This window comes from Ruegeria sp. AE3, from assembly GCF_056542225.1.
In genome coordinates, this window is the sequence record NZ_JBQFZL010000022.1 from 1 (window position 1) to 20,161 (window position 20,161).

Annotated in this window: 22 protein-coding genes and 1 riboswitch; of the genes, 10 read left to right on the forward strand and 12 right to left on the reverse strand. The window is 58.8% G+C overall.

The window, feature by feature from the left end; genetic code table 11:
* Positions 1-140 precede the first annotated feature (140 nt).
* On the forward strand, positions 141-503 hold the full coding sequence (locus ACR0NZ_RS19580) for a cupin domain-containing protein (RefSeq protein ID WP_480477495.1): 363 nt from the start codon (positions 141-143) through the stop codon (positions 501-503).
* Between the two features lie 32 nt (positions 504-535).
* On the opposite strand, the gene ACR0NZ_RS19585 is transcribed toward ACR0NZ_RS19580, so the two are convergent.
* From ACR0NZ_RS19585 to ACR0NZ_RS19610, 6 genes are all read right to left on the reverse strand, one after another.
* Positions 536-1,468: a hypothetical protein gene (locus ACR0NZ_RS19585; protein ID WP_480477493.1), complete on the reverse strand. Its 933-nt coding sequence runs from the start codon at positions 1,466-1,468 to the stop codon at positions 536-538.
* Positions 1,469-1,475: 7 nt separating this feature from the next.
* Complete coding sequence (locus tag ACR0NZ_RS19590) at positions 1,476-2,789, reverse strand: TRAP transporter large permease (RefSeq protein ID WP_480477491.1); 1,314 nt, start codon at positions 2,787-2,789, stop codon at positions 1,476-1,478.
* 4 nt (positions 2,790-2,793) lie between these two features.
* Positions 2,794-3,327, reverse strand: a complete 534-nt coding sequence (locus ACR0NZ_RS19595; protein WP_480477489.1) for a TRAP transporter small permease — start codon at positions 3,325-3,327, stop codon at positions 2,794-2,796.
* Between the two features lie 70 nt (positions 3,328-3,397).
* Positions 3,398-4,375: a TRAP transporter substrate-binding protein gene (locus tag ACR0NZ_RS19600; protein WP_480521260.1), complete on the reverse strand. Its 978-nt coding sequence runs from the start codon at positions 4,373-4,375 to the stop codon at positions 3,398-3,400.
* Between the two features lie 54 nt (positions 4,376-4,429).
* A complete protein-coding gene (locus ACR0NZ_RS19605; RefSeq protein ID WP_480521262.1) occupies positions 4,430-5,680 on the reverse strand; it encodes an NAD(P)/FAD-dependent oxidoreductase in 1,251 nt (416 codons plus the stop codon).
* The gene (locus tag ACR0NZ_RS19610) at positions 5,677-6,810 is read right to left on the reverse strand and encodes an enolase C-terminal domain-like protein (RefSeq protein ID WP_480521264.1); all 1,134 of its coding nucleotides are present in this window, start codon (positions 6,808-6,810) and stop codon (positions 5,677-5,679) included. The genes ACR0NZ_RS19605 and ACR0NZ_RS19610 overlap by 4 nt, the downstream gene beginning before the upstream one ends.
* A 97-nt stretch (positions 6,811-6,907) precedes the next feature.
* On the opposite strand from ACR0NZ_RS19610, the gene ACR0NZ_RS19615 reads away from it, so the two are divergent.
* Entirely contained in the window at positions 6,908-7,828 is a 921-nt protein-coding gene (locus ACR0NZ_RS19615) for a LysR family transcriptional regulator (RefSeq protein WP_480521266.1), read from the forward strand.
* On the opposite strand, the gene ACR0NZ_RS19620 is transcribed toward ACR0NZ_RS19615, so the two are convergent.
* Entirely contained in the window at positions 7,789-9,483 is a 1,695-nt protein-coding gene (locus ACR0NZ_RS19620; protein WP_480521268.1) for a thiamine pyrophosphate-binding protein, read from the reverse strand. The two genes, ACR0NZ_RS19615 and ACR0NZ_RS19620, sit on opposite strands and share 40 nt — an antisense overlap.
* Before the next feature lie 111 nt (positions 9,484-9,594).
* On the opposite strand from ACR0NZ_RS19620, the gene ACR0NZ_RS19625 reads away from it, so the two are divergent.
* Positions 9,595-10,299 (forward strand): GntR family transcriptional regulator, encoded by a 705-nt coding sequence (locus ACR0NZ_RS19625; RefSeq protein WP_480521270.1) that lies wholly within the window; start codon positions 9,595-9,597, stop codon positions 10,297-10,299.
* A complete protein-coding gene (locus tag ACR0NZ_RS19630; RefSeq protein ID WP_480521272.1) occupies positions 10,296-11,006 on the forward strand; it encodes an aspartate/glutamate racemase family protein in 711 nt (236 codons plus the stop codon). The genes ACR0NZ_RS19625 and ACR0NZ_RS19630 overlap by 4 nt, the downstream gene beginning before the upstream one ends.
* A gap of 40 nt (positions 11,007-11,046) precedes the next feature.
* Here ACR0NZ_RS19630 and ACR0NZ_RS19635 read toward each other — a convergent pair whose 3' ends face one another.
* The 4 genes from ACR0NZ_RS19635 to ACR0NZ_RS19650 form a co-directional block, all read right to left on the reverse strand.
* On the reverse strand, positions 11,047-11,682 hold the full coding sequence (locus tag ACR0NZ_RS19635) for a nucleoside/nucleotide kinase family protein (RefSeq protein WP_480521274.1): 636 nt from the start codon (positions 11,680-11,682) through the stop codon (positions 11,047-11,049).
* The gene (locus ACR0NZ_RS19640; RefSeq protein WP_480521276.1) at positions 11,679-12,455 is read right to left on the reverse strand and encodes an ATP-binding cassette domain-containing protein; all 777 of its coding nucleotides are present in this window, start codon (positions 12,453-12,455) and stop codon (positions 11,679-11,681) included. The genes ACR0NZ_RS19635 and ACR0NZ_RS19640 overlap by 4 nt, the downstream gene beginning before the upstream one ends.
* Positions 12,455-13,528 (reverse strand): ABC transporter permease, encoded by a 1,074-nt coding sequence (locus ACR0NZ_RS19645; protein WP_480521278.1) that lies wholly within the window; start codon positions 13,526-13,528, stop codon positions 12,455-12,457. Before ACR0NZ_RS19645 ends, ACR0NZ_RS19640 begins: the two co-directional genes overlap by 1 nt.
* Positions 13,529-13,635: 107 nt before the next feature.
* Positions 13,636-14,655 (reverse strand): substrate-binding domain-containing protein, encoded by a 1,020-nt coding sequence (locus ACR0NZ_RS19650; protein WP_480477469.1) that lies wholly within the window; start codon positions 14,653-14,655, stop codon positions 13,636-13,638.
* Positions 14,656-14,844: 189 nt separating this feature from the next.
* Here ACR0NZ_RS19650 and ACR0NZ_RS19655 point away from each other — a divergent pair, with 189 nt between their 5' ends.
* The 6 genes from ACR0NZ_RS19655 (at position 14,845) to ACR0NZ_RS19680 (ending at position 19,877) form a co-directional block, all read left to right on the forward strand.
* A complete protein-coding gene (locus ACR0NZ_RS19655; protein WP_480521305.1) occupies positions 14,845-16,035 on the forward strand; it encodes an ROK family transcriptional regulator in 1,191 nt (396 codons plus the stop codon).
* Positions 16,036-16,156: 121 nt separating this feature from the next.
* Positions 16,157-16,355, forward strand: a riboswitch (cobalamin riboswitch).
* A 132-nt stretch (positions 16,356-16,487) separates the two neighbouring features.
* Positions 16,488-17,273 carry a DUF4198 domain-containing protein gene (locus ACR0NZ_RS19660; protein ID WP_480521280.1) on the forward strand — a complete coding sequence of 262 codons (786 nt, stop codon included), beginning with the start codon at positions 16,488-16,490 and terminating at the stop codon, positions 17,271-17,273.
* A gap of 6 nt (positions 17,274-17,279) precedes the next feature.
* Complete coding sequence (gene cbiM, locus ACR0NZ_RS19665) at positions 17,280-17,891, forward strand: cobalt transporter CbiM (protein WP_480496183.1); 612 nt, start codon at positions 17,280-17,282, stop codon at positions 17,889-17,891.
* Positions 17,888-18,451 (forward strand): cobalt ABC transporter permease, encoded by a 564-nt coding sequence (locus ACR0NZ_RS19670; RefSeq protein WP_480521282.1) that lies wholly within the window; start codon positions 17,888-17,890, stop codon positions 18,449-18,451. The genes cbiM and ACR0NZ_RS19670 overlap by 4 nt, the downstream gene beginning before the upstream one ends.
* Entirely contained in the window at positions 18,451-19,230 is a 780-nt protein-coding gene (gene cbiQ / locus ACR0NZ_RS19675) for a cobalt ECF transporter T component CbiQ (protein ID WP_480521284.1), read from the forward strand. The genes ACR0NZ_RS19670 and cbiQ overlap by 1 nt, the downstream gene beginning before the upstream one ends.
* Entirely contained in the window at positions 19,227-19,877 is a 651-nt protein-coding gene (locus tag ACR0NZ_RS19680) for an energy-coupling factor ABC transporter ATP-binding protein (RefSeq protein ID WP_480521286.1), read from the forward strand. The genes cbiQ and ACR0NZ_RS19680 overlap by 4 nt, the downstream gene beginning before the upstream one ends.
* 16 nt (positions 19,878-19,893) lie before the next feature.
* Here the strand turns inward: ACR0NZ_RS19680 and ACR0NZ_RS19685 are convergent, their stop codons facing one another.
* On the reverse strand, positions 19,894-20,109 hold the full coding sequence (locus ACR0NZ_RS19685) for a hypothetical protein (RefSeq protein ID WP_480521288.1): 216 nt from the start codon (positions 20,107-20,109) through the stop codon (positions 19,894-19,896).
* Between the last annotated feature and the right edge of the window lie 52 nt (positions 20,110-20,161).

The following is a 20,161-nucleotide window of genomic DNA, read 5'->3' on the forward strand; positions in this document are numbered from 1 at the left end:
CGGCAAAACGCTCCGGCCACCCGTCCCATAATCGCCCTCAGCGAAGGCAACGACCCCCGCATCACCAAAGGAGCCCTCAACGCGCAGAGGGGAGGGTCGTGCTGCTTTGAAACACACGCTCAGCAGGAAGGTATGATGTCATGACACCCCAGGTCCTCAATCTCTTCGGTGCGCCCGCAACAAGCAGCGAACGGCGCCTGGCCGATCTTCCGGACCGCGTTGTCGAAGGCGATCCGCATCACCAGATCGGGGTGCATTTTACCAGTCCGGACGGCAAGTTGTCTGCGGGCACATGGACCTCGACGCCCGGAAAATGGCATGCGTTCACGGACAAGGACGAATATTGCTATATTGTCAAAGGCCATTGCGCTTTGATCCACGAAGACGGCAACCGTCAGGATTTTCGCGACGGGGCGAGTTTTCTGATCCCGAATGGGTTTCGCGGCTATTGGGAAGTCATTGAGGAAACGACGAAGCACTTTGTGATCCGGGATTGCACCTAAGACCCACTAGGTGATCTGAAGCGCAGAAGCCGTTACGCGGGAAGGTGGTTCTTGCGGTAAAGGCGTCGCATGATCATGGGCGTCAGGTACATCGGGATCTGATACGCGCCGATGAATGCCATGATCGGGGCGGTGACATCAGGTGGCAGGGCAACAAAGAAAATGGCGATGTTCCGGTTTCCCGCGATGATCGATATCGCGGTAGATTTGTCTGCGGGGAGCCGGTTTCGGCTCAGGTGAAATGCAACGGCTTGTGCCCCGAAATTGGCCAGACAGGCGAGCGCGATCCAGAAGGTTGCAATGGCGGGATTGTTCAGGGCCGTGGCGCTGACCGATGGCATCAGCCCGATGACAAAGACGGCCAGGGTGAGCGTTCCCAACCCTTCGAGGTTCAGCAGCGTTGCGGGTGAAGGTGCGCGCAGAACTGTGCGCCGTATGACGATGGCGGTACCGGTTGCAGTTACGATGGTCAGCAGCAAGTGCAACCCGGCCCGCACGACAGATTGAATATCCCCCAGTTCAGGCATGAGCAGAAATACCGGCAACGCGGTCAGCGGCAACAGCGCCGTACCCACAACCATCAGCCGCATCGCGTGTTCAGGCGGATGGCCCATCATCAGGCACATATTGGGACTGCCTGAAATGGACGGGGCCGCCGCCATGATCAGCAGGGACAAAAGGACAGGCGTTCCAGTCCATCCGCCCGCGAACCCGATGGCCAGCACGATCAGTGGCATAACGAATTGAAACCCGATGACCGTGAATGCGACCTTTTGCAGATCGCTCAGCGACCCGAGAATGGTTTCAGGGTTCATCCTGAGGACCGTGACGAACAGCAACAACACGACCAGTGGCGGCAGCAGGTTTCGCATCGGCTCGGCCAGGGACGGCAGCAGAAGGCCAGCCGCCAGCCCGGCGATCAGTACATGAGGGCCATGACGCGCCGCCAGATGTAACGGGTTCAAGGCTGTTCTACCCACCCGGGCCTTGGCGCAGATTTTCCGGCAGCCAGGTCGCCAGATCCGGGAACCAGATGAGGATGAAAACCATCAATACCATGATCAGGAACATCGGGATCGCTGCACGCGCGATGTAGCTCATCTCGTGGTTTGTCATGCCCTGCATCACGAACAGGTTGAACCCGATCGGCGGCGTGATCTGTGCCATCTCGACAACAACCACGATGAAGATGCCGAACCAGATAAGGTCGATCCCGGCGTCACGGATCATCGGTTCAACCACGGCCATCGTCAACACGACCGAGGATATCCCGTCCAGAAAGCATCCCAGAATGATGTAGAATACCAGCAATACCATCAACAGCTCGAACCGTGTCAGGTCCCATCCGGCGATCAGGTCGGCCAGTCCGCGCGGCAGGCCGGTGAACCCCATCGACAGCGACAAAAAGGCCGCCCCCGCAAGGATCAGGGCGATCATCGCACTGGTGCGCGTGGCCCCCATCAGGCTTTCGGTAAAGGTCTTCCAGGTCAGCGACCCTTGACCGGCGGCCAGCAAAAGCCCGCCAATCACGCCGAAAGCGGCGGCTTCGGTCGCGGTAGCATAGCCCAGATACATCGATCCGATGACAACGGTGATCAGCAGGATCACAGGCAGCAGAAAGCGTGAGTTTTTGACTTTCTCAGAAAAGCTCAGCTTGCTTTCGTCGTTTGGGTTCCAGTCCTTACCCAGCTTGGAATACAGCGCGACATATCCCATGAACATCGCCGCAAGAACAAGGCCGGGGAGGATACCGGCGAAGAACAGCTTGGTGATCGATTCATTGATCGTCACCCCGTATACGATCAGAGTCAGAGAGGGTGGGATCATAAGCCCCAATGTTGCGGCACCGGTCAATGTTCCGATGATCATCCGCTCGGGGTAATTGCGCTTGCGCAACTCGGGGATCGACATTTTTCCGACGGTCGTCAGGGTTGCCGCCGACGACCCCGAGACAGCGGCAAAGACAGTACATCCAACGATATTCGTATGCACCAGACCACCGGGCAGGGGGGCCATCCAGGGCGACAACCCCTTGAACATGTCCTCGGACAATCGCGTTCGGTACAGGATCTCGCCCATCCAGATGAACATCGGCAGGGCGGTCAGGGTCCACGAGGACGATGCCGACCAGATGGTCGTTATCATGACATCGCCCACGGGGCGTGTCGTGAACAGCTCCATCCCGACCCAGGCGACACCCATCAGGGCCAGTCCGACCCACACACCGGTGCCCAACAAGGTAAAAAGCACAAAGAGGAAGAGGATGATAACAGCCAGGTTTTCCATGCGTTTACTCTCCGTGGCTCTGATCGGCCAGATCGCGGACGATGCGATGTTCACCGCGGAACAGGACGTGGATCAGGTGATCCGTCAGGGCGATGGCAAGGATCACGGCACCGATCAGCATCGCGGATTGAGGGATCCAAAGGGCGGTTCTATCCTGTCCTTGACTGACATCGTTGAACTTCCAGCTCCAGTAGACAAAGCGATAGGCATACCAGCAGAAATACCACATGACGGCGGTAGCGATTCCAAAGCACCAGACTTCAAGAATGCGCCGAACCCCGTCCGGCACTGCGTTCAGCAGGATCGATACACGGATGTGGCTGCCCCGGTTCAGCGCGTTGGCAAACGCCAGAAAAGAGGCGGCAGCCATCGCATAACCGGCATAGTCCGGTGCGCCGGGAAACACTTCGCCGGTCCAGCGGGCCAGCATCTGCACCACGATCAGCAGCAATATGGCAATCAGGCTGATCGCCGCCAGAACCCCTGCTGCCAGATAAATGAAATCCAATACGGACCGAAGCCCTCGCAAAACTGCCATGCCGTCCCCGCTGTGTTCTGATTGGATTTGAAACGGGCGGCAGGATATGCCGCCGCCCGTCCGGTAAGGATCACCGAGACGCGTGGAACGCGTCGACGATGGCCTTGCCTTGGTCCCCGGCGGCCTCTAGCCATTCATTGGTCATGGTCACACCGATTTCTTTCAATTCCTTCACCATCTGATCCGATGCCGGGCCAACGGTCATGCCGCCATCCCGCAGGCCTTGCAAGGTAAAGCCGGTGTATTCCTTGGCACGCCAGTTCCCGGCATATTCCGCCAGCTCAGCACAGCCTTTGATGACGTTCTTGTTGGCATCGGATACACCAGACCAGACGTCGGAATTGACCATCACGTAGTTGCGCGGCAGCCAGGCGTCGACCTCGTAGAAATAGTTCAGGCTTTCCCAAACCTTGCGGTCATACCCGGTCGAACCCGACGATATCATCGAATCCGCCACGCCCGTTGCAAAAGCCTGACTGATTTCAGCCGCTTCGATGGTAACCGGCAGCATCCCGGTCAACTCGGCCAGCCGTGAAGTGGCGTTGTTGTACGAGCGGAACTTGATGCCCTTCATCTCGGCGACCGAGTTTACCTCATTTTTGAAATACAGACCTTGCGGAGGCCACGGTACCGCATAAAGCAGCGTCAGGTTTTGCTCGGCCAGCAGGTTTTCGATCGAAGGTTTGGCCGCTTCCCAAAGCTTTGCGCTGTCGTCGAATGAGGTCGCAAGAAACGGGATGGAATCAAACCCGAACAATGCGTTTTCGTTCTGATGCCCGGACAACAACCGCTCACCAATCGGGGCCTGCCCTGTCTGGATTGCGCGTTTGATGTCGCCGCCCTTGAACAGCGAGCCGGATGGGTGCGTGACGATTTCAATCTCACCGCCGGTGCCGGTGGTGACGCATTTGGCAAATTCCGCGCCCGTGGCCGAGTGGAAGTTTGAGGCCGCATAGGCCATCGGCATGTCCCATTTTTCGGCCATGGCGGGTGCCGCGGCGGTGGCGGTCAGCGCAGTTGCCGCCAGAAGGTTCGTCAATTTCTTCATCATTCTTCTCCCTGTTGAATTTGGAAACACCGGCGTTTCTCACCGGTTTGTTTGTTACTTCGCGTATCGTGACGGCGCGTAGACGCTCATGTCGACATTTGGCGTTCTGCCTGCAATCATCTGCGCCAGAAGGCGCCCGGTTTTCGGCCCGCCTGTCAGGCCGATATGGTGATGCCCGAAGCCCATATAGGCCCCTTTGATACCGGGCACTTCGCCAATAACCGGGATCGAGTCAGCCGGGGCGGGCCTGTGCCCCATCCATTCCACTTCCTCCTTCCATGTCACGCCCGGGAACGCCGCCCGGGCATTTTTGCGCATCAACTCGAACGGCGCGCGCGAGGGCGGCGCATCCAGCCCTCCGAACTCGACAATGCCCGCCAAGCGTATGCGCCCATCCATCGGTGTCGCAACGAACTTGCCCGAGACAACCATAACCGGGCTGCGCGGCATCGCGGAAGGCTTTACCAATTCAAGATGATAACCACGTTCGCTTTCAAGAGGAACAGAAACTCCCAAGCGCTTTGCCAATGGACCCGACCAGATCCCGGCCGTGACGACGGCTGCGTCACAAGCAATGGTCTCGCCACCGGCCCGAACCCCTGTGACATGCCCGTTTTTCCGAACTACGTCTTCGACGTTTGCACGTATGATACGACCTCCATTCGCCTCAACATGCGCGGCAAGGTCTTTCACGTACCGGCCGGGGTCGGTGATGTGGCCATGATTCGAAAGCCGGGCGGCAAACCCGATGCCCTGACTGTAAACCGGGTCATATTCATGGAAAGCGTGACCTTCCAATTCGTCCCACTGAAACCCGTTCCTGCGCCGGATATCCCAACCAAATGCATCTTCCTCAAAATGCGCGCGATCCCTGTAAAGAAACAGGTAATCTGACGGAACCAGCCACTTTTCCGCCCCCGTTCCGGCCGCCAGCGCCTTGTGGTCATTCAGACTGTCGCCAACGATGGACGACAGTGCTGCGGCGATCCTCTCGACGTCGGCGGCGTTGGCGTGACGGAGGTATTGCCAGAGCCACGGAAGAAGCTTTGGCAAATACCCCCATTTCAGGAACAAGGGTTGCGAGGGGCTGAGCAGCATCTTCGGCGCTTTGCCCAGCAATCCGGGAACGGTGACCGGAACGATCGAACACGAGGCCAAAACCCCGCCATTGCCGTGCGAGGTACCTTCGGCAGGTCCTGCCTTGTCGATCAGGATCACGTCGTGACCATCCCGCTGCAACCAGACCGCAGTCGACACGCCGACAATTCCGGCCCCTATGATGGCTATGGTTTTCTTGTCCGTCATTCTGTCACCGCCTTGGCAACCGCATAATGATCCAGTTTGGTCAGGTCAGGTCTGCCGCCAAGTCCGGGGTCCTGAGGCACGCATACCTGACCGTCCTTTACCTGAAATGGCTGCTCCAGAATGTCCTCTTTCAGGAAATAGGACGCCTGATAGAATTCGCAGCCCAGAGAGATTTCCGGTGTCGCGGCAATCATGTGCGTGCCCGCCAAGTGGGCCAGTCCAGCCTCGAACATGTCACCACCATAGGCCGTCAGGCCATGGGCCGCAGCAATGCGTGCAACTGTCTGCCCGCGTGTCAGGCCGCCTGACTTCATGATCTTCACTGAAACTCCGTCGCAGATCCCTTCGCGAGCTGCGCGCTCCATATCTTCGGGGCCAAAGACGCTTTCGTCGGCCAGAAGGGGAACATCCGTCATCTGCCGCAGCTTTGCCATCATGCCATACTGATGGGCGCGGACAGGTTGTTCAATGAAGTCCGGTTTGAACTGAGCGACGTCCCGCACCTGCGATGGCGCATCATCAATGCTGAGCCCTTGATTATAGTCCACGCGGACCGAGAACTCCGGGTAGTTCTGGGCAAGATACTCCAGCCGCATGATGTCAAAGGCGTGATCCTTGAACCCGGTCTTGAGTTTAACAATCCGAACACCATCCTCACGCAGGCGCGCCAAAAGATCGACGTCCTGGGCAAAGTCGGGATTTGCGATGGAACAACTCAGCGGAATGCTGTCGCGGAAGCGACCACCCAGCAAAGACCAGACTGGAACACCGCTGATCCGGCCTGCCAGATCCAGCAGTGCGGTTTCCAGCGCCGCCTTGGCTTCGGTGCAATGTGCCACGGCATAAGCCGCACGCGCCATGATGGCGGCCCGATCCCCAACGCATGCCCCAAGAACGTGAGGGCGCAGATAACGGTCCAGTGCCGCAAAACTCGCTTCGGGTGTTCCGGTGAAAACAGACCAGGGCGACGCCTCGCCATACCCCTGCGTGCCATCCTCGGATGTCAGGCGCAGGATGACGACTTCGCAAACGCCTTCAACCGATCCGATGCCGTGATCCCGGCGGGATGTGACCGGCAGTTCAAGGTGCCACAGGTCATAGCCGATGATTTTCTGTGCCAGATTGCTCATTTCGCCCCCTGTCGATGGGGAAAGCCTGCCTTGACCGGGCTATCATTTCAAATACTATATTTTCGTAAGTTCATCAGAAAAAGTGATGTAGCAATCGTTGTCCCTACGCTTTCGCCAGCTTCAGGCCTTTCATGCCATCATGGAAACCGGAACCGTGACCGGCGCGGCCTCGGTTCTTGGGATATCGCAACCCGGCATCAGCAACCTTCTGGCACAGCTCGAGCGCGAGGCTCGTCTGCCTCTGTTCGAACGGACCAAAGGCCGATTGCTGCCAACCCCTGAGGCCGAGATGCTATTTCGCGAGGTCGACACGGTCGTGCGCGGGCTGGACCACGTGGCGCAGGCCGTAACCGATTTGCAGAACAAACATCCCGGTCAATTGCAGGTTGCCGCGCCTCACCTGTTGTCCTTTGGCTTCATGCCCCGCGAGATCGCGTGTTTTGCCAAAACGCGTCCGAACCTGTCTGTCAGCTTTCAGTCGCAATATTCGTCCAAGATTCAGGAATGGGTCATCTCGGGCCTGTTTGAAATCGGTATCGTCGAGATGCCCATTCTGCATGACACACTGAACTATCAGGAGTTTCAGTTTGAAACGCTCGCGACTTTTCCTGAGGGCAGTCCCTTGGCCGAGCACGACGTACTGACGCCAGAGATTTTGGAAAACGAACCCTTCATCGTGATGGGGCCGGAACACCAGACCCATCGCCGGACTCGCGACATCTTTCAGGCATCCGGCCACACATGGCGTACCCAGATACACACCCATCTGTCCGAAAACCTGCTGAGCTTTGTAAAACAGGGTATGGGGGTCGCGATGATCGACCCCTTTACTGTGACCTTTGACGACGAGAGCGGGTATCAGACCCGTCCATTTGCGCCGCCAGTCATGCTGGATCTCGCGATCATCACGGCCAAGGGCCGCCCTTTGTCCACGATTGCCCAGGAATTTCTGGCCCAGTTGACCCCGTCAATTGCCGCTTACGCGACCCATTCCGAGACCGGCGCGGCCGTTTCGTGAAGCGGCTGTGAGTGAATGTCGACAAGTGTTGGGCCGTCATGCTCAATCGCCTGTTTCAGCACGCGCGGCAGATCCTCGGGGTCTTTGACGGTCCAGGATTTGACGCCAAAGGCGGCCGCAACAGCGGCGTGGTCTGTCCGGTTGAAATCAACATTGTAATAGCGCTGACCAAATCCCGCTTTCTGGCCAGCCTTGATCCATCCGAAGACTGAGTTCGAGAAGACGATCGAAGTGATTGGCATATTGTGCCGGACCATCGTTTCAAACTCGCCGCAGGTGAACCCGAACGAGCCATCGCCCATGACCGACAGGGTTTTAACCGATGGCCGCCCGACATGTGACCCCATGGCCGCGCCCAGCGAATATCCCAGCGCCCCATGTGCCCGGTTGGTGATGAAATGGCGCCCCGGTTTCCGCCAGCGGTAATATGCGCTGAAATAGGGGCAGGGGGTGCCGGGGTCGGCGACGACAATCGCGTCGTCATCCAGAATGTCCATCAGGGACGCCATGACGGCCTCGGGCCGGATCGGTGTCTCGCGACTTGCGGCCAGGGGGGCGAACGCGGCCATCTTGGCCTCCCATGCGGCGCGGGCCTTGGCTGTTCCGCCTTGGCTGGTCAGGCCCTGCCGGTCTTCCAGTGCTTGCGCCAAAGCCTCCAGCGCCAGTCGGGCATCGGCGCAGATCGCCACTTCGGTCTGGTAATTGGCGCCGATCACCATCGGATCGCTGTCGATATGGATGATCGTGGTGCTGCGCCCGGGGCTTCGCCACCGTTCCGTTGTGACCGAACCGGCGCGGCAGCCAATGAACAAAACGACATCGGCCTGATCCACGACGGCGCGGGTTGCCGGGATGCCCCCGTTCGACCCGACAACGCCCAGGGCCAGCGGGTCGGTCTCGGCAATGGACCCCTGACCCGACACGGTTGTGGCCACGGGCATGTCCAGCAGGCCTGCAACCCGGCGCAGCGCATCGGTCGCCCGGGACAAAACCGGCCCGCCACCACAGACCGCAACCGCGGATTTGGCCCCTGCAAGAATGGCAGCCGCTGCTATGATGGTGTCCGGGTCAGGTGCGGCCCGTTCAGCGGGATAGCTGCGGTGCCTGTCATCCGCCCAGATTTCAGCCTCATCGACCTGCGCCTTCTGCGTGTCAAACGGCAGCGCCAGATGCGTCGCACCGGGCGTGCCGGTCGTCATCGCCCTGAAGGCGGCCCGAACCATGGCCGGAAGCCGCGCGGCGTCGTCGAGGGATGTGTTCCATTTGGCCAGAGGCCGGAACAGCGCAGGCTGATCCAGTTCGGTCAACGGGTATTTGCCGCGGCTGGTTGTTGCCACATCCGACGTGATCGCCAGAATCGGAACCGAGCTTTCGTTGGCCTCGACCACTCCGGGCAAGATATAGGTCGCACCACCGCCGGACGGGCCCTCGCACACGCCGGGCTTGCCGGTGACGCGGGCATAGCCATCCGCCATATAGGCCGCGTGCCTCTCGTCCCGTGTCAGGATGTGCTGAATGCCGTGATCCATCCGGGCAAGGGCATCATAAAAGGGTAAAGTGGTATCGCCGCACAGGCCAAACATATGCGTCACACCATGCGCTTCGAGCATACGCACCATGGCTTCGGCTCCGGTCAGAAAATTTGTCCCTGTCATGGTCGCGAGTCCCTTGTGTCAAATCTGTACTCAGTTCTGTATACAGTTTTGTATATTGATTTCAAGCTCAACGTGTGGCACCTGTGATTCAAACGAAGAAGGGCAGGGGTAATGGCTGGTCCGCGCGTCGATGATATCTATGATCAGGTCAAGGCGATGGCGGTTTCGTTTCGCCTGCGCCCCGGCGACCGCCTGAACGAAGTGGCGTTGTCCAGGGATCTGGGCGTCAGCCGCACCCCGCTGCGCGAGGCGTTGAACCGTCTGGTCGCCGAACGGCTTTTCGACTTCCGCCCCGGACAAGGCTTTTTCTGCCGCCCGCTGGATGCGCAAAGCGTGTTCGACCTGTTCGAACTGCGCCAGATCATCGAAACAGCGGCGGCGCGCGCGGCCTGTGCCAAGGCATCGGACGAAGACCTGCAGTTGCTGCGGGATGAGCTTTACGCAACGGGCATCGACATCACCGGTCTGACTGTTGAAGAAGCCGTCAACCGGGATGAGGCGTTTCATCTGGGTATCGCGAAGCTGTCTGGAAACATGGAACTGTTGCAAACCCTGACGCGGATCAACGACCGTATTCGCTATATCCGCTGGATATCCATGAGCCTCGACAGGGTGCAACGCTCAAAGGACGAACACAAACGCGTCATGCAGGCTTTGATGGACCGGAACGCGGATGAGGCCGCTCGGGTTCTGGGTGCACATATCTCCAAGCGTATGGATCAGGTGCAGGATGCCGTGCGTCACGGGATTTCGAACATCTACATGGAAGGGTCCGACGATATCTCGGCCCGTATTATTGAGGAGGTTGAGGGATGATCGCGCAGGGCGGAAAATCCATCTACGGCGCGTCTGTCGGCATTCTGATGCTGGATGCCCGCTTTCCCCGCATTCCCGGCGATATGGGCAACGCGCAGACCTGGCCCTTTCCGGTTCACTACCGCATTGTTCGCGATGCCTCGCCGGATCGGGTGGTCCGGCGCAAAGCCGAAGGCATGCTCGACGTGTTCATCAACGCGGCGCAGGAGCTTGTCAAAGATGGTGTCGACGGGATTACCACCAATTGCGGGTTTCTGTCCCTGTTCCAAAAAGAACTGGCCCAGGCTGTGCCTGTTCCGGTGGCCACATCGTCCCTGATGCAGGTTGAAATGGTCAACCGCATCCTGCCAGCGGGAAAACGCGCCGGGGTTCTGACCATATCAGCCTCTACTCTGACCCAAGATCACTTGCTGGCCGCCAATGTTCCATTGGACACACCCATCGGCACAACCGAAGGCGGGGCGGAGTTCACCCGCGCGATCCTTGGAAATGAGCTTGGCCTTGATGTGGAAAAGGCCCGCAAAGACAATGTAGAAGCCGCCATGGCCCTGACATCGGAACACCCCGATCTTGGCGCGATCGTGCTGGAATGCACGAATATGTGCCCGTATGCGCCCGATATTCAGCGCACCACAGGGCTGCCCGTGTTTTCTATCGTATCTTTTGTGACATGGTTTCAGGCCGGTCTTGTGCCGCCCACCTACTAGACAGGTGACGCGGGCGCGCTGCCAGACCCGCCCTCATCCGTCACAGGTTCAGGTCGCCTTGTACCGAGTTCCGGATCACCCGCTCGGCATTCGGAATGTCGTTTGAAAGCGCCCGCTCTCTTGCGGCCTGTTTGTCCAGCCCAAACCCAACCCAACGGTCGGTGAGCCGGGATTCCAGTGTTGCCAGATCGACGCCCAGAAACACCTTGAGCGCCCATAGGGGATGAAGGCCTGACCAGCACGGTTCATCCAGTAAAAGGTAATTGCCTTCAACCAGAACGACCCGCTGATTAGGAGAGATCATTGATCGGGCAGCGATTGCCAGATCAAGCTTTCGGTCGAAGCCCGGAATTGCAACTTCATCTTCGGTGCGCAAACGCACAAGCAAGGCATGAAACCCGGCAAGATCGAAGGTTTCCGGCGCGCCCTTGCGGGGGAAAAGCCCGCGTTCCTTCAGGATCGCGTTGTCAAAGTGAAAACCGTCCATTGGCACAAGCCCGGCTGACACCCCGCGCCGGTTCAGTTCGGCCGTGGCAAGGCTGGCAACAGTGCTTTTTCCGGATCCGGGAGGCCCGGCAATCGCGACAAGTTGCCGGTGTCGGGCCGGCGGCAGCGCCTCAACGGCGTCGACGATACGGTCGGCCAGAACGTCAGGGGCGGTGCCGCCACCGGTCATGCGGCCTGATCCTCGGGCGGTGCTTCCTTAGCCCCGGTCATAAACGCCACGGCGTCGGACATCGAATAGTCTTTGGGGTCAATCACACACAGGCGTTTTCCCAGCCGGTGCACGTGAATTCGGTCTGCGACTTCAAAAACATGAGGCATGTTGTGGCTGATCAGGATGATTGGGATGCCACGCGATTTCACATCCTGGATCAGTTCAAGGACCCTGCGGCTTTCTTTGACGCCCAGTGCTGCTGTCGGTTCGTCCAGAATGATGACCTTGGACCCGAACGCCGCCGCACGTGCCACTGCAACGCCCTGGCGTTGTCCACCCGACAGGGTTTCGACCGCCTGATTGATATTCTGGATCGTCATCAGACCCAGTTCGCTCAGCTTTTCGCGGGCGAATTTTTCCATCGCCGGACGGTCAAGCATGCGAAACCACGACCCGAGCGGTCCTTTGCGCCGAATTTCCCGCCCCATGAACATGTTGTCCGCGATCGACAGGGCAGGGGACATGGCAAGCGTCTGGTACACGGTTTCAATACCGGCTTCACGCGCGTCGATCGGGGAATGGAAATTCACCTTTTGACCTTCCAGCCAGACCTCGCCTTCGTCGGGCGCCACCGCGCCCGACACTGCCTTGATCAGCGTCGACTTGCCAGCGCCATTGTCGCCGATCACCGCCAGAATCTCACCCGGCATCAGATCGAAGTCGCAGTGATCCAGCGCAGTCACCTTGCCATAGCGTTTCACAAGGTTCCGTCCTTTGAGAATGGGTTCCATCAGGCTGCCACCTTTCTGATCCACTGGTCGACCGCGACCGCTGCGATGATAAGGATGCCGATCAGCAGGAACGTCCATTGTGCATCCGCGCCCAACAACCGCAGCCCAAGCGTAAAGACGCCTACGATCAGGGCACCGAACAGGGACCCCAGAATAGACCCGCGACCGCCAAAAAGAGATATCCCCCCGATCACGACCGCCGTGATGCTTTCAATGTTGGCCAGCTGCCCCGAGGTTGGCGAAACTGACCCGATCCGACCAATCAGGGCCCAGCCCGCAAAGGCGCAGATCAGGCCGGACAGCATGTACACGGATATCAGCGTGCGGTGTACGTTGACACCGGACAGCTCTGCCGCTTCGGGGTCATCCCCGACGGCATAGACATGCCTGCCCCAGGCCGTGTGCCGCAGCGCGTATGCAAGGACGAGGATCAGCGCCAGCATGAAGACCACCCCGACGGTAAACACCGCCCCGCCCACGTTAAACTTGGCACCAAACAGTTGCAGGATGGCGGCGTGTTCCTCGATCTCCTGCGACCGGATCGTTTCGTTTTGTGAATAAAGAAAATTCGCCGCAAGAACGATCTGCCACATGCCAAGGGTGACGATGAAAGGCGGCAGCTTGATGCGACTGACCAGAAACCCGTTCAAAGCCCCGATTGCCGAGCCAACAGCAAGGCCGCACACAATCGCAATCGTAGGCGGCATTCCATAGCGGAAGGTAAACTGCCCCATCACAACCGACGACATCACCATGATGGCCCCAACACTCAGGTCGATGCCTGCGGTCAGGATCACAAGGCTTTGCGCCGCGGCCACGATCCCGACGATCTGAACCTGTTGCAGGATCAATGTCAGCGCAAAGGGCGAAAAGAACTTGGGGCCCAGCAAGACACCAAAGATGACGATGGCAGCGACAAGGACAATCAGCGGGACCAGCGACGGGTTCACATGCAGAAAATGCTGAACCGTCCCGACAAATCCGCGTTGGTGATCGTCAAACTCGGCGACTTGCTCCGGGCTGCCTTTTGCGGCGGTTTCGAAATCGTCAGCTTGTCGTGAAGAATCGGACATAGAATTTCCCCCAAAGCGTCAGGTTTATGACGACTTTAGCAAGGTTTCAGGCGTGTGGGTGGTTTTGATAAGTGGAAGGCCGCGCAGCGGCCTTCCAAACATTCAGCTTAACCCCAGCAGAGGTCCATGCCTTCCTGAACCGAGATGGACTCGACGCCGTCGGCGGCCTTATCCGTCACAAGCGCCACACCGGTGTCAAAAAAGTCCTTACCGGGTGTGTTCTCGGGCTTCACGCCTTCGTCCGCCCATTTCTTGACGGCCTCAACGCCCAGCGATGCCATCAGCAGCGGGTATTGCTGTGATGTTGCACCGATGACGCCGTCCGCCACGTTCTGCACGCCAGGGCAGCCGCCATCGACGGAAACGATCAACACGTCATTTTCGCGCCCGATAGCCTTAAGCGCTTCATAAGCGCCCGCTGCCGCCGGTTCGTTGATGGTGTGCACCACGTTGATCGTCGGGTCTTTGGCCAGCAGGTTCTCCATGGCGCGACGACCGCCTTCTTCGTTGCCAGCGGTGACATCGCTACCAACAAGACGCGGGTCGTTTTCATCGCCAATCACGTTCGGATCGGCCAGATCAACACCGAACCCCTGCAGGAACCCTTGATTGCGAAGCACATCCACAGTGGGCTGGCTGACCGCAAGGTCCAACGTGGCGATTTTGGCGTCATTTGCCGCATCTCCCAGCGTGGCTTTTGCCCATTGTCCGATCAGAAGCCCCGCAAGGAAATTGTCCGTGGCAAAGGTCGCGTCGGCCGAGTCGATAGGCTCAAGTGGGGTGTCCAGCGCAATCACCAGCAGCCCGGCATCGCGGGCCTGCTGCACCGCCGGAACGATGGACGACGTATCCGACGCGGTCAGCAGGATACCCTTTGCGCCATCCAGAATGCAGGTTTCAATGGCCTGAACCTGAGTTTCGTGGTCTCCGTCGACTTTGCCGGCAAAGGCTTTCAGCTTCATGCCAAGCTCTTCGGCTTTAGCTGTGGCACCCTCTCTCATTTTAACAAAGAAAGGGTTGGTATCCGTCTTGGTGATCAGGCAAACGGTTTCACCTTCGGCCATTGCACTGCTTGCCATGGCCGTAACCGCCAGCGCCGTGGCGCCTGCAAGTTTCGCAAGTTTCATCGGTAGTCCTCCCAGTTTTCCCAATGCCCTTCCGGGCATACGTTTGATCGGGCGAAAACCGGCCCGATCTCACATAAAAACCATCACAAGATTCGAATTTCGAGTCAATAAATAAATCACTCTTATTTATTATTGACAGAAAGGAAGGGTTTCAACATTGTCGTCATGAAGGGGATGGCCGTGTCTGCAATGAACTCTTTGGACAATACCACTGGCGTACGCGAGCCAGACATGCGCGGCACCAACCAAAGTGGAATGCGGGCCCGAAATGAACGGCTTGTCCTGTCACTGGTCCGGCGCCATCAGGCCCTCGCAAAATCTGAAATCGCGCGGATGACCGGGCTGTCGGCGCAGACGGTCTCGGTCATCATGCGACAGTTGGAAACCGATGGGCTGCTTCTGCGGGGCGAACCGATCCGGGGAAAAGTCGGGCAGCCATCGGTTCCCATGCGCCTGAACCCGGATGGCGCTTATTTCTTCGGGCTCAAAGTCGGGCGGCGCAGTACCGAATTGGTGCTGACGGATTTCCTTGGCAACGTCAGGCACCGCGAGCGGCGGACCTATGATTTTCCGACACCCGAGGCGACACTGAGCTTTTCCAAAGAAAGCCTCGACAAAGTGATGGCGTCACTGTCGCCCGAGGCGCGCAGCCGGATCGCGGGTCTTGGGATTGCGATGCCGTTCTACCTTTGGGACTGGGCGCAGACATTGCAGGTTCCGCAGGAGAAAATGGATCCGTGGCGTGACGCGGACCTGAAAGGCGCACTGGCCGCAAGCTATGACTTGCCGGTATTCCTGCAGAACGACGCAACGGCCGCTTGCGGTGCCGAGCTGGTGTTTGGCCCGGCGGAAGGCCCACGAGATTTCCTGTATTTTTATGTGGGCTTCTTCATCGGGGGCGGGGTGGTTCTGAACGGCTCCATCTTTTCAGGGCGGGGAAACGCCGGTGCGCTTGGTCCATTGCCTGTGCCGGACGACGCAGGCGGAGTGAAACCGTTGATAGATGTCGCCAGTCTTTATGTGCTGGAGCGTGCGGTTGGTGGAAATGCCGCAACAGCCGGTTCAATCTGGGAAACGACACTGCATTGGGACGTACCGGAAACCCACCTTGAGAACTGGTTGAAACAGGCGGCGCACGGGATCGCACATGCCATCGTCTCGTCTTGCAGCCTGATCGACTTCGAATCTGTCAAGATTGATGGCTGGATGCCCGCAGGCATCAAGGCGCGGCTGGTGGAATTGGTTGAGGTCAAACTATCTGACATGAACCTGACCGGGCTTGAACGGCCCTTGGTGCTGGCAGGGACGGCGGGCCCGGATGCCCGGTCATTGGGGGCGGCCAGTTTGCCATTGTCGGAAAGATACCTGCTCGAAGGGTAGGTTCATCCCCGAAAAACCCCGACCTGTATCCAAAGCGGATCAACCGGAAAAAGGGCATTGCCCGCTGAACTTTTTGACAGCCAGCGCAATTGATCGTTGACGGATGCCGAAGAAGTCTGGCAAGCCGCTCGGCATGTCCGGTTCCGGGGCGTGCTCTGGAATCAATAGGGAATGCGGTGCGGGCTTTGGCCCAATTCCGCAACTGCACCCGCAACTGTAAGCGGCGAGCAGGGCTGAAGTGCCACTGGAGTTAATCCGGGAAGGCCAGCCCAACGCTTTGACCCGCAAGTCAGGATACCTGCCGGACATGTGCCTTTGACAAGGGCACTCCTAATCGGCGACGGGATGTGCGTCGGAGCAGGATGCTTGAAAAAGCAGCTCGGCTTGGACGTCCCCGCAGTCAAAACGCATCTCGTACCGGGGTTGGTACGAAGGGACAAGGACGACTATTGATGACCAAGCTGCTTTCTGCAGCCGCTGTGGCGATGGCGCTTCCAGCGATGGCAAATGCGCATTTCCTGCTGGAATACACCTCTGACACCATGATCGACGCACCGGGGAATGTTCCGGTCAAGCTGATCTTCTGGCATCCGTTCTCGAACGGGCATGTCATGGATCTGGACAAGCCGCAGGAATTCTACGTGATCCACAACGGTCAGAAAACCGACCTGCTGGACACTCTGGAACCCGTGCGTTTCACCGGCGGGGAAAACGAAGGCGCGGCATTCAAGGGTTATGTTCCGGTCAAACGGTCGGGCGACTATGTGCTGGTGACAGTTCCCCAGCCCTATTACGAGGGGTCTGAGGATATCTATATCCAGCAGATCGCCAAGGCATTCTTGAACCGCAACGAATTGCCGACCGACTGGATGAACCCGGTGGGCTTGCCGGTTGAGATCATCCCGCTCAACAAACCGACCAACATCATCGCGGGTTCGACCTTTACGGGTCGGGTTATGGCAGAAGGCCAACCAGTTGCGGGTGCCGAGATCGAGATCGAGTACATGGCCGCAGAACCGGACATGGAAAGCACGGCTGCTTCGGCCCCGACCGTCTCGCCGTTGCCGGGTGGTGCATTGGTCGCAACTTCGGATGATAACGGGTATTTCACGTTCGGCGTTCCGAAAGCCGGATATTGGGGTTTTGCAGCGCTCGGCGCCGGTCCCGTGACCGAACACAATGGCAAAGAACTCAGCCAGGACGCGGTCATCTGGATCCGCGCCTGGGATTTGGAGTAACCGTAGATGCATATCGTTGACGGAGCCTTGTCCAACCCGGTCGTGATCGGCGGTGCCGTCGCTGCGGCGGGTGGAATTGCCATGGGCCTCAGGTCGCTGGATCTTGATCGCATCCCCACTGCGGGGGTGCTGTCAGCCAGCTTTTTCGTGGCATCGCTGATCCATGTTCCTATTGGTCCGTCGTCGGTGCACCTGATCCTCAACGGTATGGCCGGGCTTTTGCTGGGGTGGGCCGCATTCCCGGCCCTGTTCGTCGGGCTTTTGCTGCAAGCCGTCTTCTTTGGCTTTGGCGGGTTGACGGTATTGGGGATCAACACCCTGAACATCGCGTTGCCCGCGGTTCTGGCCGGACTGATCTTTAGCCGCCTGATCGCCCACGGCTCACCGCTGCAAGGTGCGATATGGGGCGGGGTCGGCGGTGCCTTTGCCATTGCCGCCACAACCGGCATGGTTGCGTTTTCACTGGCCTTGTCCGGGGATGCCTTCCTGCCTGCGGCCAAGCTTGTTTTCTTTGCACATATTCCTGTCATGGCGATTGAGGCGATCCTGACCGGGTTCGCGGTTTTGCTGGCGCGCAAGGTCAAGCCCGAGCTGTTTGTCAAACGAGCGGTCGCATGAGGTATCTGGCAATCGTTCTGGCGCTGTGCTGCGCACCCCTACCTGCCTTAGCGCATAAGGTCATAGCCGGAGTGTTTAAATCCGGTGACGCCATCGAAGGCGAAATCGGCTTTTCCAACGGCGACATGGCAAGCGATACCGAGGTCATCGTCAACGGCCCGGACGGAGCCGAGCTGGGCCGTATCGTAACAGATGCAGACGGGTTCTTTATCTACACGCCAAACGCGCCGGTGGCCCATACTTTCTTTGCAATCCTTGGTGCCGGGCATGTGGCCGAGGTTACCATGCCCGCTGCGGATGTCGCCCGGATCATGGGCGTTGAAGCGGAACCTGATACCCCGCCAACAAACGCACCTGCCCAGACAGCGGCGGTGCTCAGCGATGAACAACAACAGGTCATTGCCAGGGCTGTTCGTGATGAGCTGCGCCCGCTACGACGCGAGATCGCGGCTTACCGCGAACAAAATGATCTGCAAACTGTTCTGGGTGGGATCGGATATATCGTCGGTCTGTTTGGTCTGGGCTTTTACTTTGCGGCACGCCGCAAGCTGGCGGCCTGATGGCGCATGTTCTGGGACAACAGGAAAGCACGCTGGTCAAAGCGGGCACGCAGCGGCGCGGCGCGATCAACCCGCTTGATCCTAGGATGCGGATCGTTATGGCGGTTGTCTTCGCGGTGGTGACAGTGGCGGTGTCCTCGCTGACAGCGCTGTGCGCGGCTTTGGCGGTGTCCCTTTCGCTTCTTGCCGCGTCGCGTCTGCCCTGGCGGATGACATTGAAACGCATGGCCATGATGGACGGGTTCATCCTGTTCATGCTGTTGTTGTTGCCATTCTCCATGCCCGGCGACCCGATGTTTACGCTCTGGGGGTTCCCCGCAAGCTGGCAGGGCTTCTGGAAAGCGGTCGAGATCGCCTTGACGGCCAACGCGGTCATCCTGTCCCTTATGGTGCTGGTCGGCACGATGGAGCCGGTCACGCTTGGCCACGCCCTGCACCGCCTGCGCTGCCCCGAAAAGCTGGTTCACCTTTTGATGTTCACCATCCGATATATCGAGGTTCTGCGGGAAGAATACCTGCGCCTGCGCGCGGCCATGAAAGTGCGCGGCTTTCGCCCGGCAACAAACTGGCACACCTATCGCAGCTTTGGCTATCTCGTGGGCATGATGCTGGTGCGCGCGATCGAAAGATCCGAACGCATTCTTGATGCGATGAAGTGCAGGGGGTTTTCAGGCCGTATGCTGCTGCTTCAGAACTTTGCCCTGACCCGAAGGGACATCGTTTTTGCCGCAGGTCTTGGTGCCCTTTGCGCGGGTCTGATCATACTGGATTTGGCATGACACTGATTGCGCTTGAAGAAATCTGCTTTGCCTACGCCGGTCTGCCACCCGTTCTTGACGGTGCCAGCCTCAGCCTGTCCGCTGGTCAACGCCTGTCGCTGACGGGCCCGAACGGGGCAGGAAAATCGACCTTGCTGCGCATTACGCTTGGCTTGCAGCGCGCACAGTCCGGCACGGTCAGGATCTTTGGTCAGCAAAGGGTGCATGAGGCTGATTTTCACGACGTGCGCCGCCGGGTGGGCCTTGTGTTTCAGGATGCGGATGATCAGTTGTTCTGCCCGACCGTCGCCGAGGATATCGCCTTTGGCCCGCTCAACCTGGGCAGAACACGCGACGAAGCACTTGCCATCGTTGAAAGCGTGTTGGGTGATCTGGACCTGATGCATCTGAAGAACCGCATCACCCACAATTTGTCAGGGGGTGAAAAACGGCTGGTTACGCTGGCGACCGTTCTGGCGATGGAGCCCGAGGTTCTGCTGCTTGATGAACCCACCAACGCGCTGGACCCACGGAACGAGGCCCGGCTGCTGGAAATCCTCCGGGCATTGCCGCAAGCGATCCTTCTTGTCAGCCATTCCCCGGCCTTCCGCGCCGAACTGGCACCGGATGCGCTGGATTTGCGAGACGGAAAACTGGTTTCTGTCTGACAGGACCAATACGTGTTCAGCTGTTCCGCTTTCGGCTCATAAGCCCATATCTGACTGCCCATGCGCGAAACGACAGGCGTCTGCGACGGTCCTGTTTCACCGGGTGTTTCGACGGCGCGCCACCTTTTCGGTTGAACTCGAAAACGTCAATGATGCGCTCGGCGCAACCGCAGGCTTCGCCCATGCCAACTTTGGCAAAGTAGAATTTTTCGAAACGTTCCGGGTTTGGCATGGCACCCCTCCTGTTCAAGCGTAACTCCAAAAGCCAAGTGCCGCCAAATCAC

Bases quoted from the DNA above. Each gene is read 5' to 3' on its own strand.
- ACR0NZ_RS19635 (WP_480521274.1), bottom strand. From the start codon at position 11,682: ATGACCGGTGGCGGCACCGCCCCTGACGTTCTGGCCGACCGTATCGTC.
- ACR0NZ_RS19610 (WP_480521264.1), bottom strand. From the start codon at position 6,810: ATGAGCAATCTGGCACAGAAAATCATCGGCTATGACCTGTGGCACCTT.
- ACR0NZ_RS19590 (WP_480477491.1), bottom strand. From the start codon at position 2,789: ATGGAAAACCTGGCTGTTATCATCCTCTTCCTCTTTGTGCTTTTTACC.
- ACR0NZ_RS19580 (WP_480477495.1), top strand. From the start codon at position 141: ATGACACCCCAGGTCCTCAATCTCTTCGGTGCGCCCGCAACAAGCAGC.
- ACR0NZ_RS19645 (WP_480521278.1), bottom strand. From the start codon at position 13,528: ATGTCCGATTCTTCACGACAAGCTGACGATTTCGAAACCGCCGCAAAA.
- ACR0NZ_RS19655 (WP_480521305.1), top strand. From the start codon at position 14,845: ATGAACTCTTTGGACAATACCACTGGCGTACGCGAGCCAGACATGCGC.
- cbiQ (WP_480521284.1), top strand. From the start codon at position 18,451: ATGGCGCATGTTCTGGGACAACAGGAAAGCACGCTGGTCAAAGCGGGC.
- ACR0NZ_RS19640 (WP_480521276.1), bottom strand. From the start codon at position 12,455: ATGGAACCCATTCTCAAAGGACGGAACCTTGTGAAACGCTATGGCAAG.
- ACR0NZ_RS19670 (WP_480521282.1), top strand. From the start codon at position 17,888: ATGAGGTATCTGGCAATCGTTCTGGCGCTGTGCTGCGCACCCCTACCT.
- ACR0NZ_RS19660 (WP_480521280.1), top strand. From the start codon at position 16,488: ATGACCAAGCTGCTTTCTGCAGCCGCTGTGGCGATGGCGCTTCCAGCG.
- ACR0NZ_RS19595 (WP_480477489.1), bottom strand. From the start codon at position 3,327: ATGGCAGTTTTGCGAGGGCTTCGGTCCGTATTGGATTTCATTTATCTG.
- ACR0NZ_RS19685 (WP_480521288.1), bottom strand. From the start codon at position 20,109: ATGCCAAACCCGGAACGTTTCGAAAAATTCTACTTTGCCAAAGTTGGC.
- ACR0NZ_RS19600 (WP_480521260.1), bottom strand. From the start codon at position 4,375: ATGAAGAAATTGACGAACCTTCTGGCGGCAACTGCGCTGACCGCCACC.
- ACR0NZ_RS19620 (WP_480521268.1), bottom strand. From the start codon at position 9,483: ATGACAGGGACAAATTTTCTGACCGGAGCCGAAGCCATGGTGCGTATG.
- ACR0NZ_RS19630 (WP_480521272.1), top strand. From the start codon at position 10,296: ATGATCGCGCAGGGCGGAAAATCCATCTACGGCGCGTCTGTCGGCATT.
- ACR0NZ_RS19605 (WP_480521262.1), bottom strand. From the start codon at position 5,680: ATGACGGACAAGAAAACCATAGCCATCATAGGGGCCGGAATTGTCGGC.
- ACR0NZ_RS19650 (WP_480477469.1), bottom strand. From the start codon at position 14,655: ATGAAACTTGCGAAACTTGCAGGCGCCACGGCGCTGGCGGTTACGGCC.
- ACR0NZ_RS19680 (WP_480521286.1), top strand. From the start codon at position 19,227: ATGACACTGATTGCGCTTGAAGAAATCTGCTTTGCCTACGCCGGTCTG.
- ACR0NZ_RS19625 (WP_480521270.1), top strand. From the start codon at position 9,595: ATGGCTGGTCCGCGCGTCGATGATATCTATGATCAGGTCAAGGCGATG.
- cbiM (WP_480496183.1), top strand. From the start codon at position 17,280: ATGCATATCGTTGACGGAGCCTTGTCCAACCCGGTCGTGATCGGCGGT.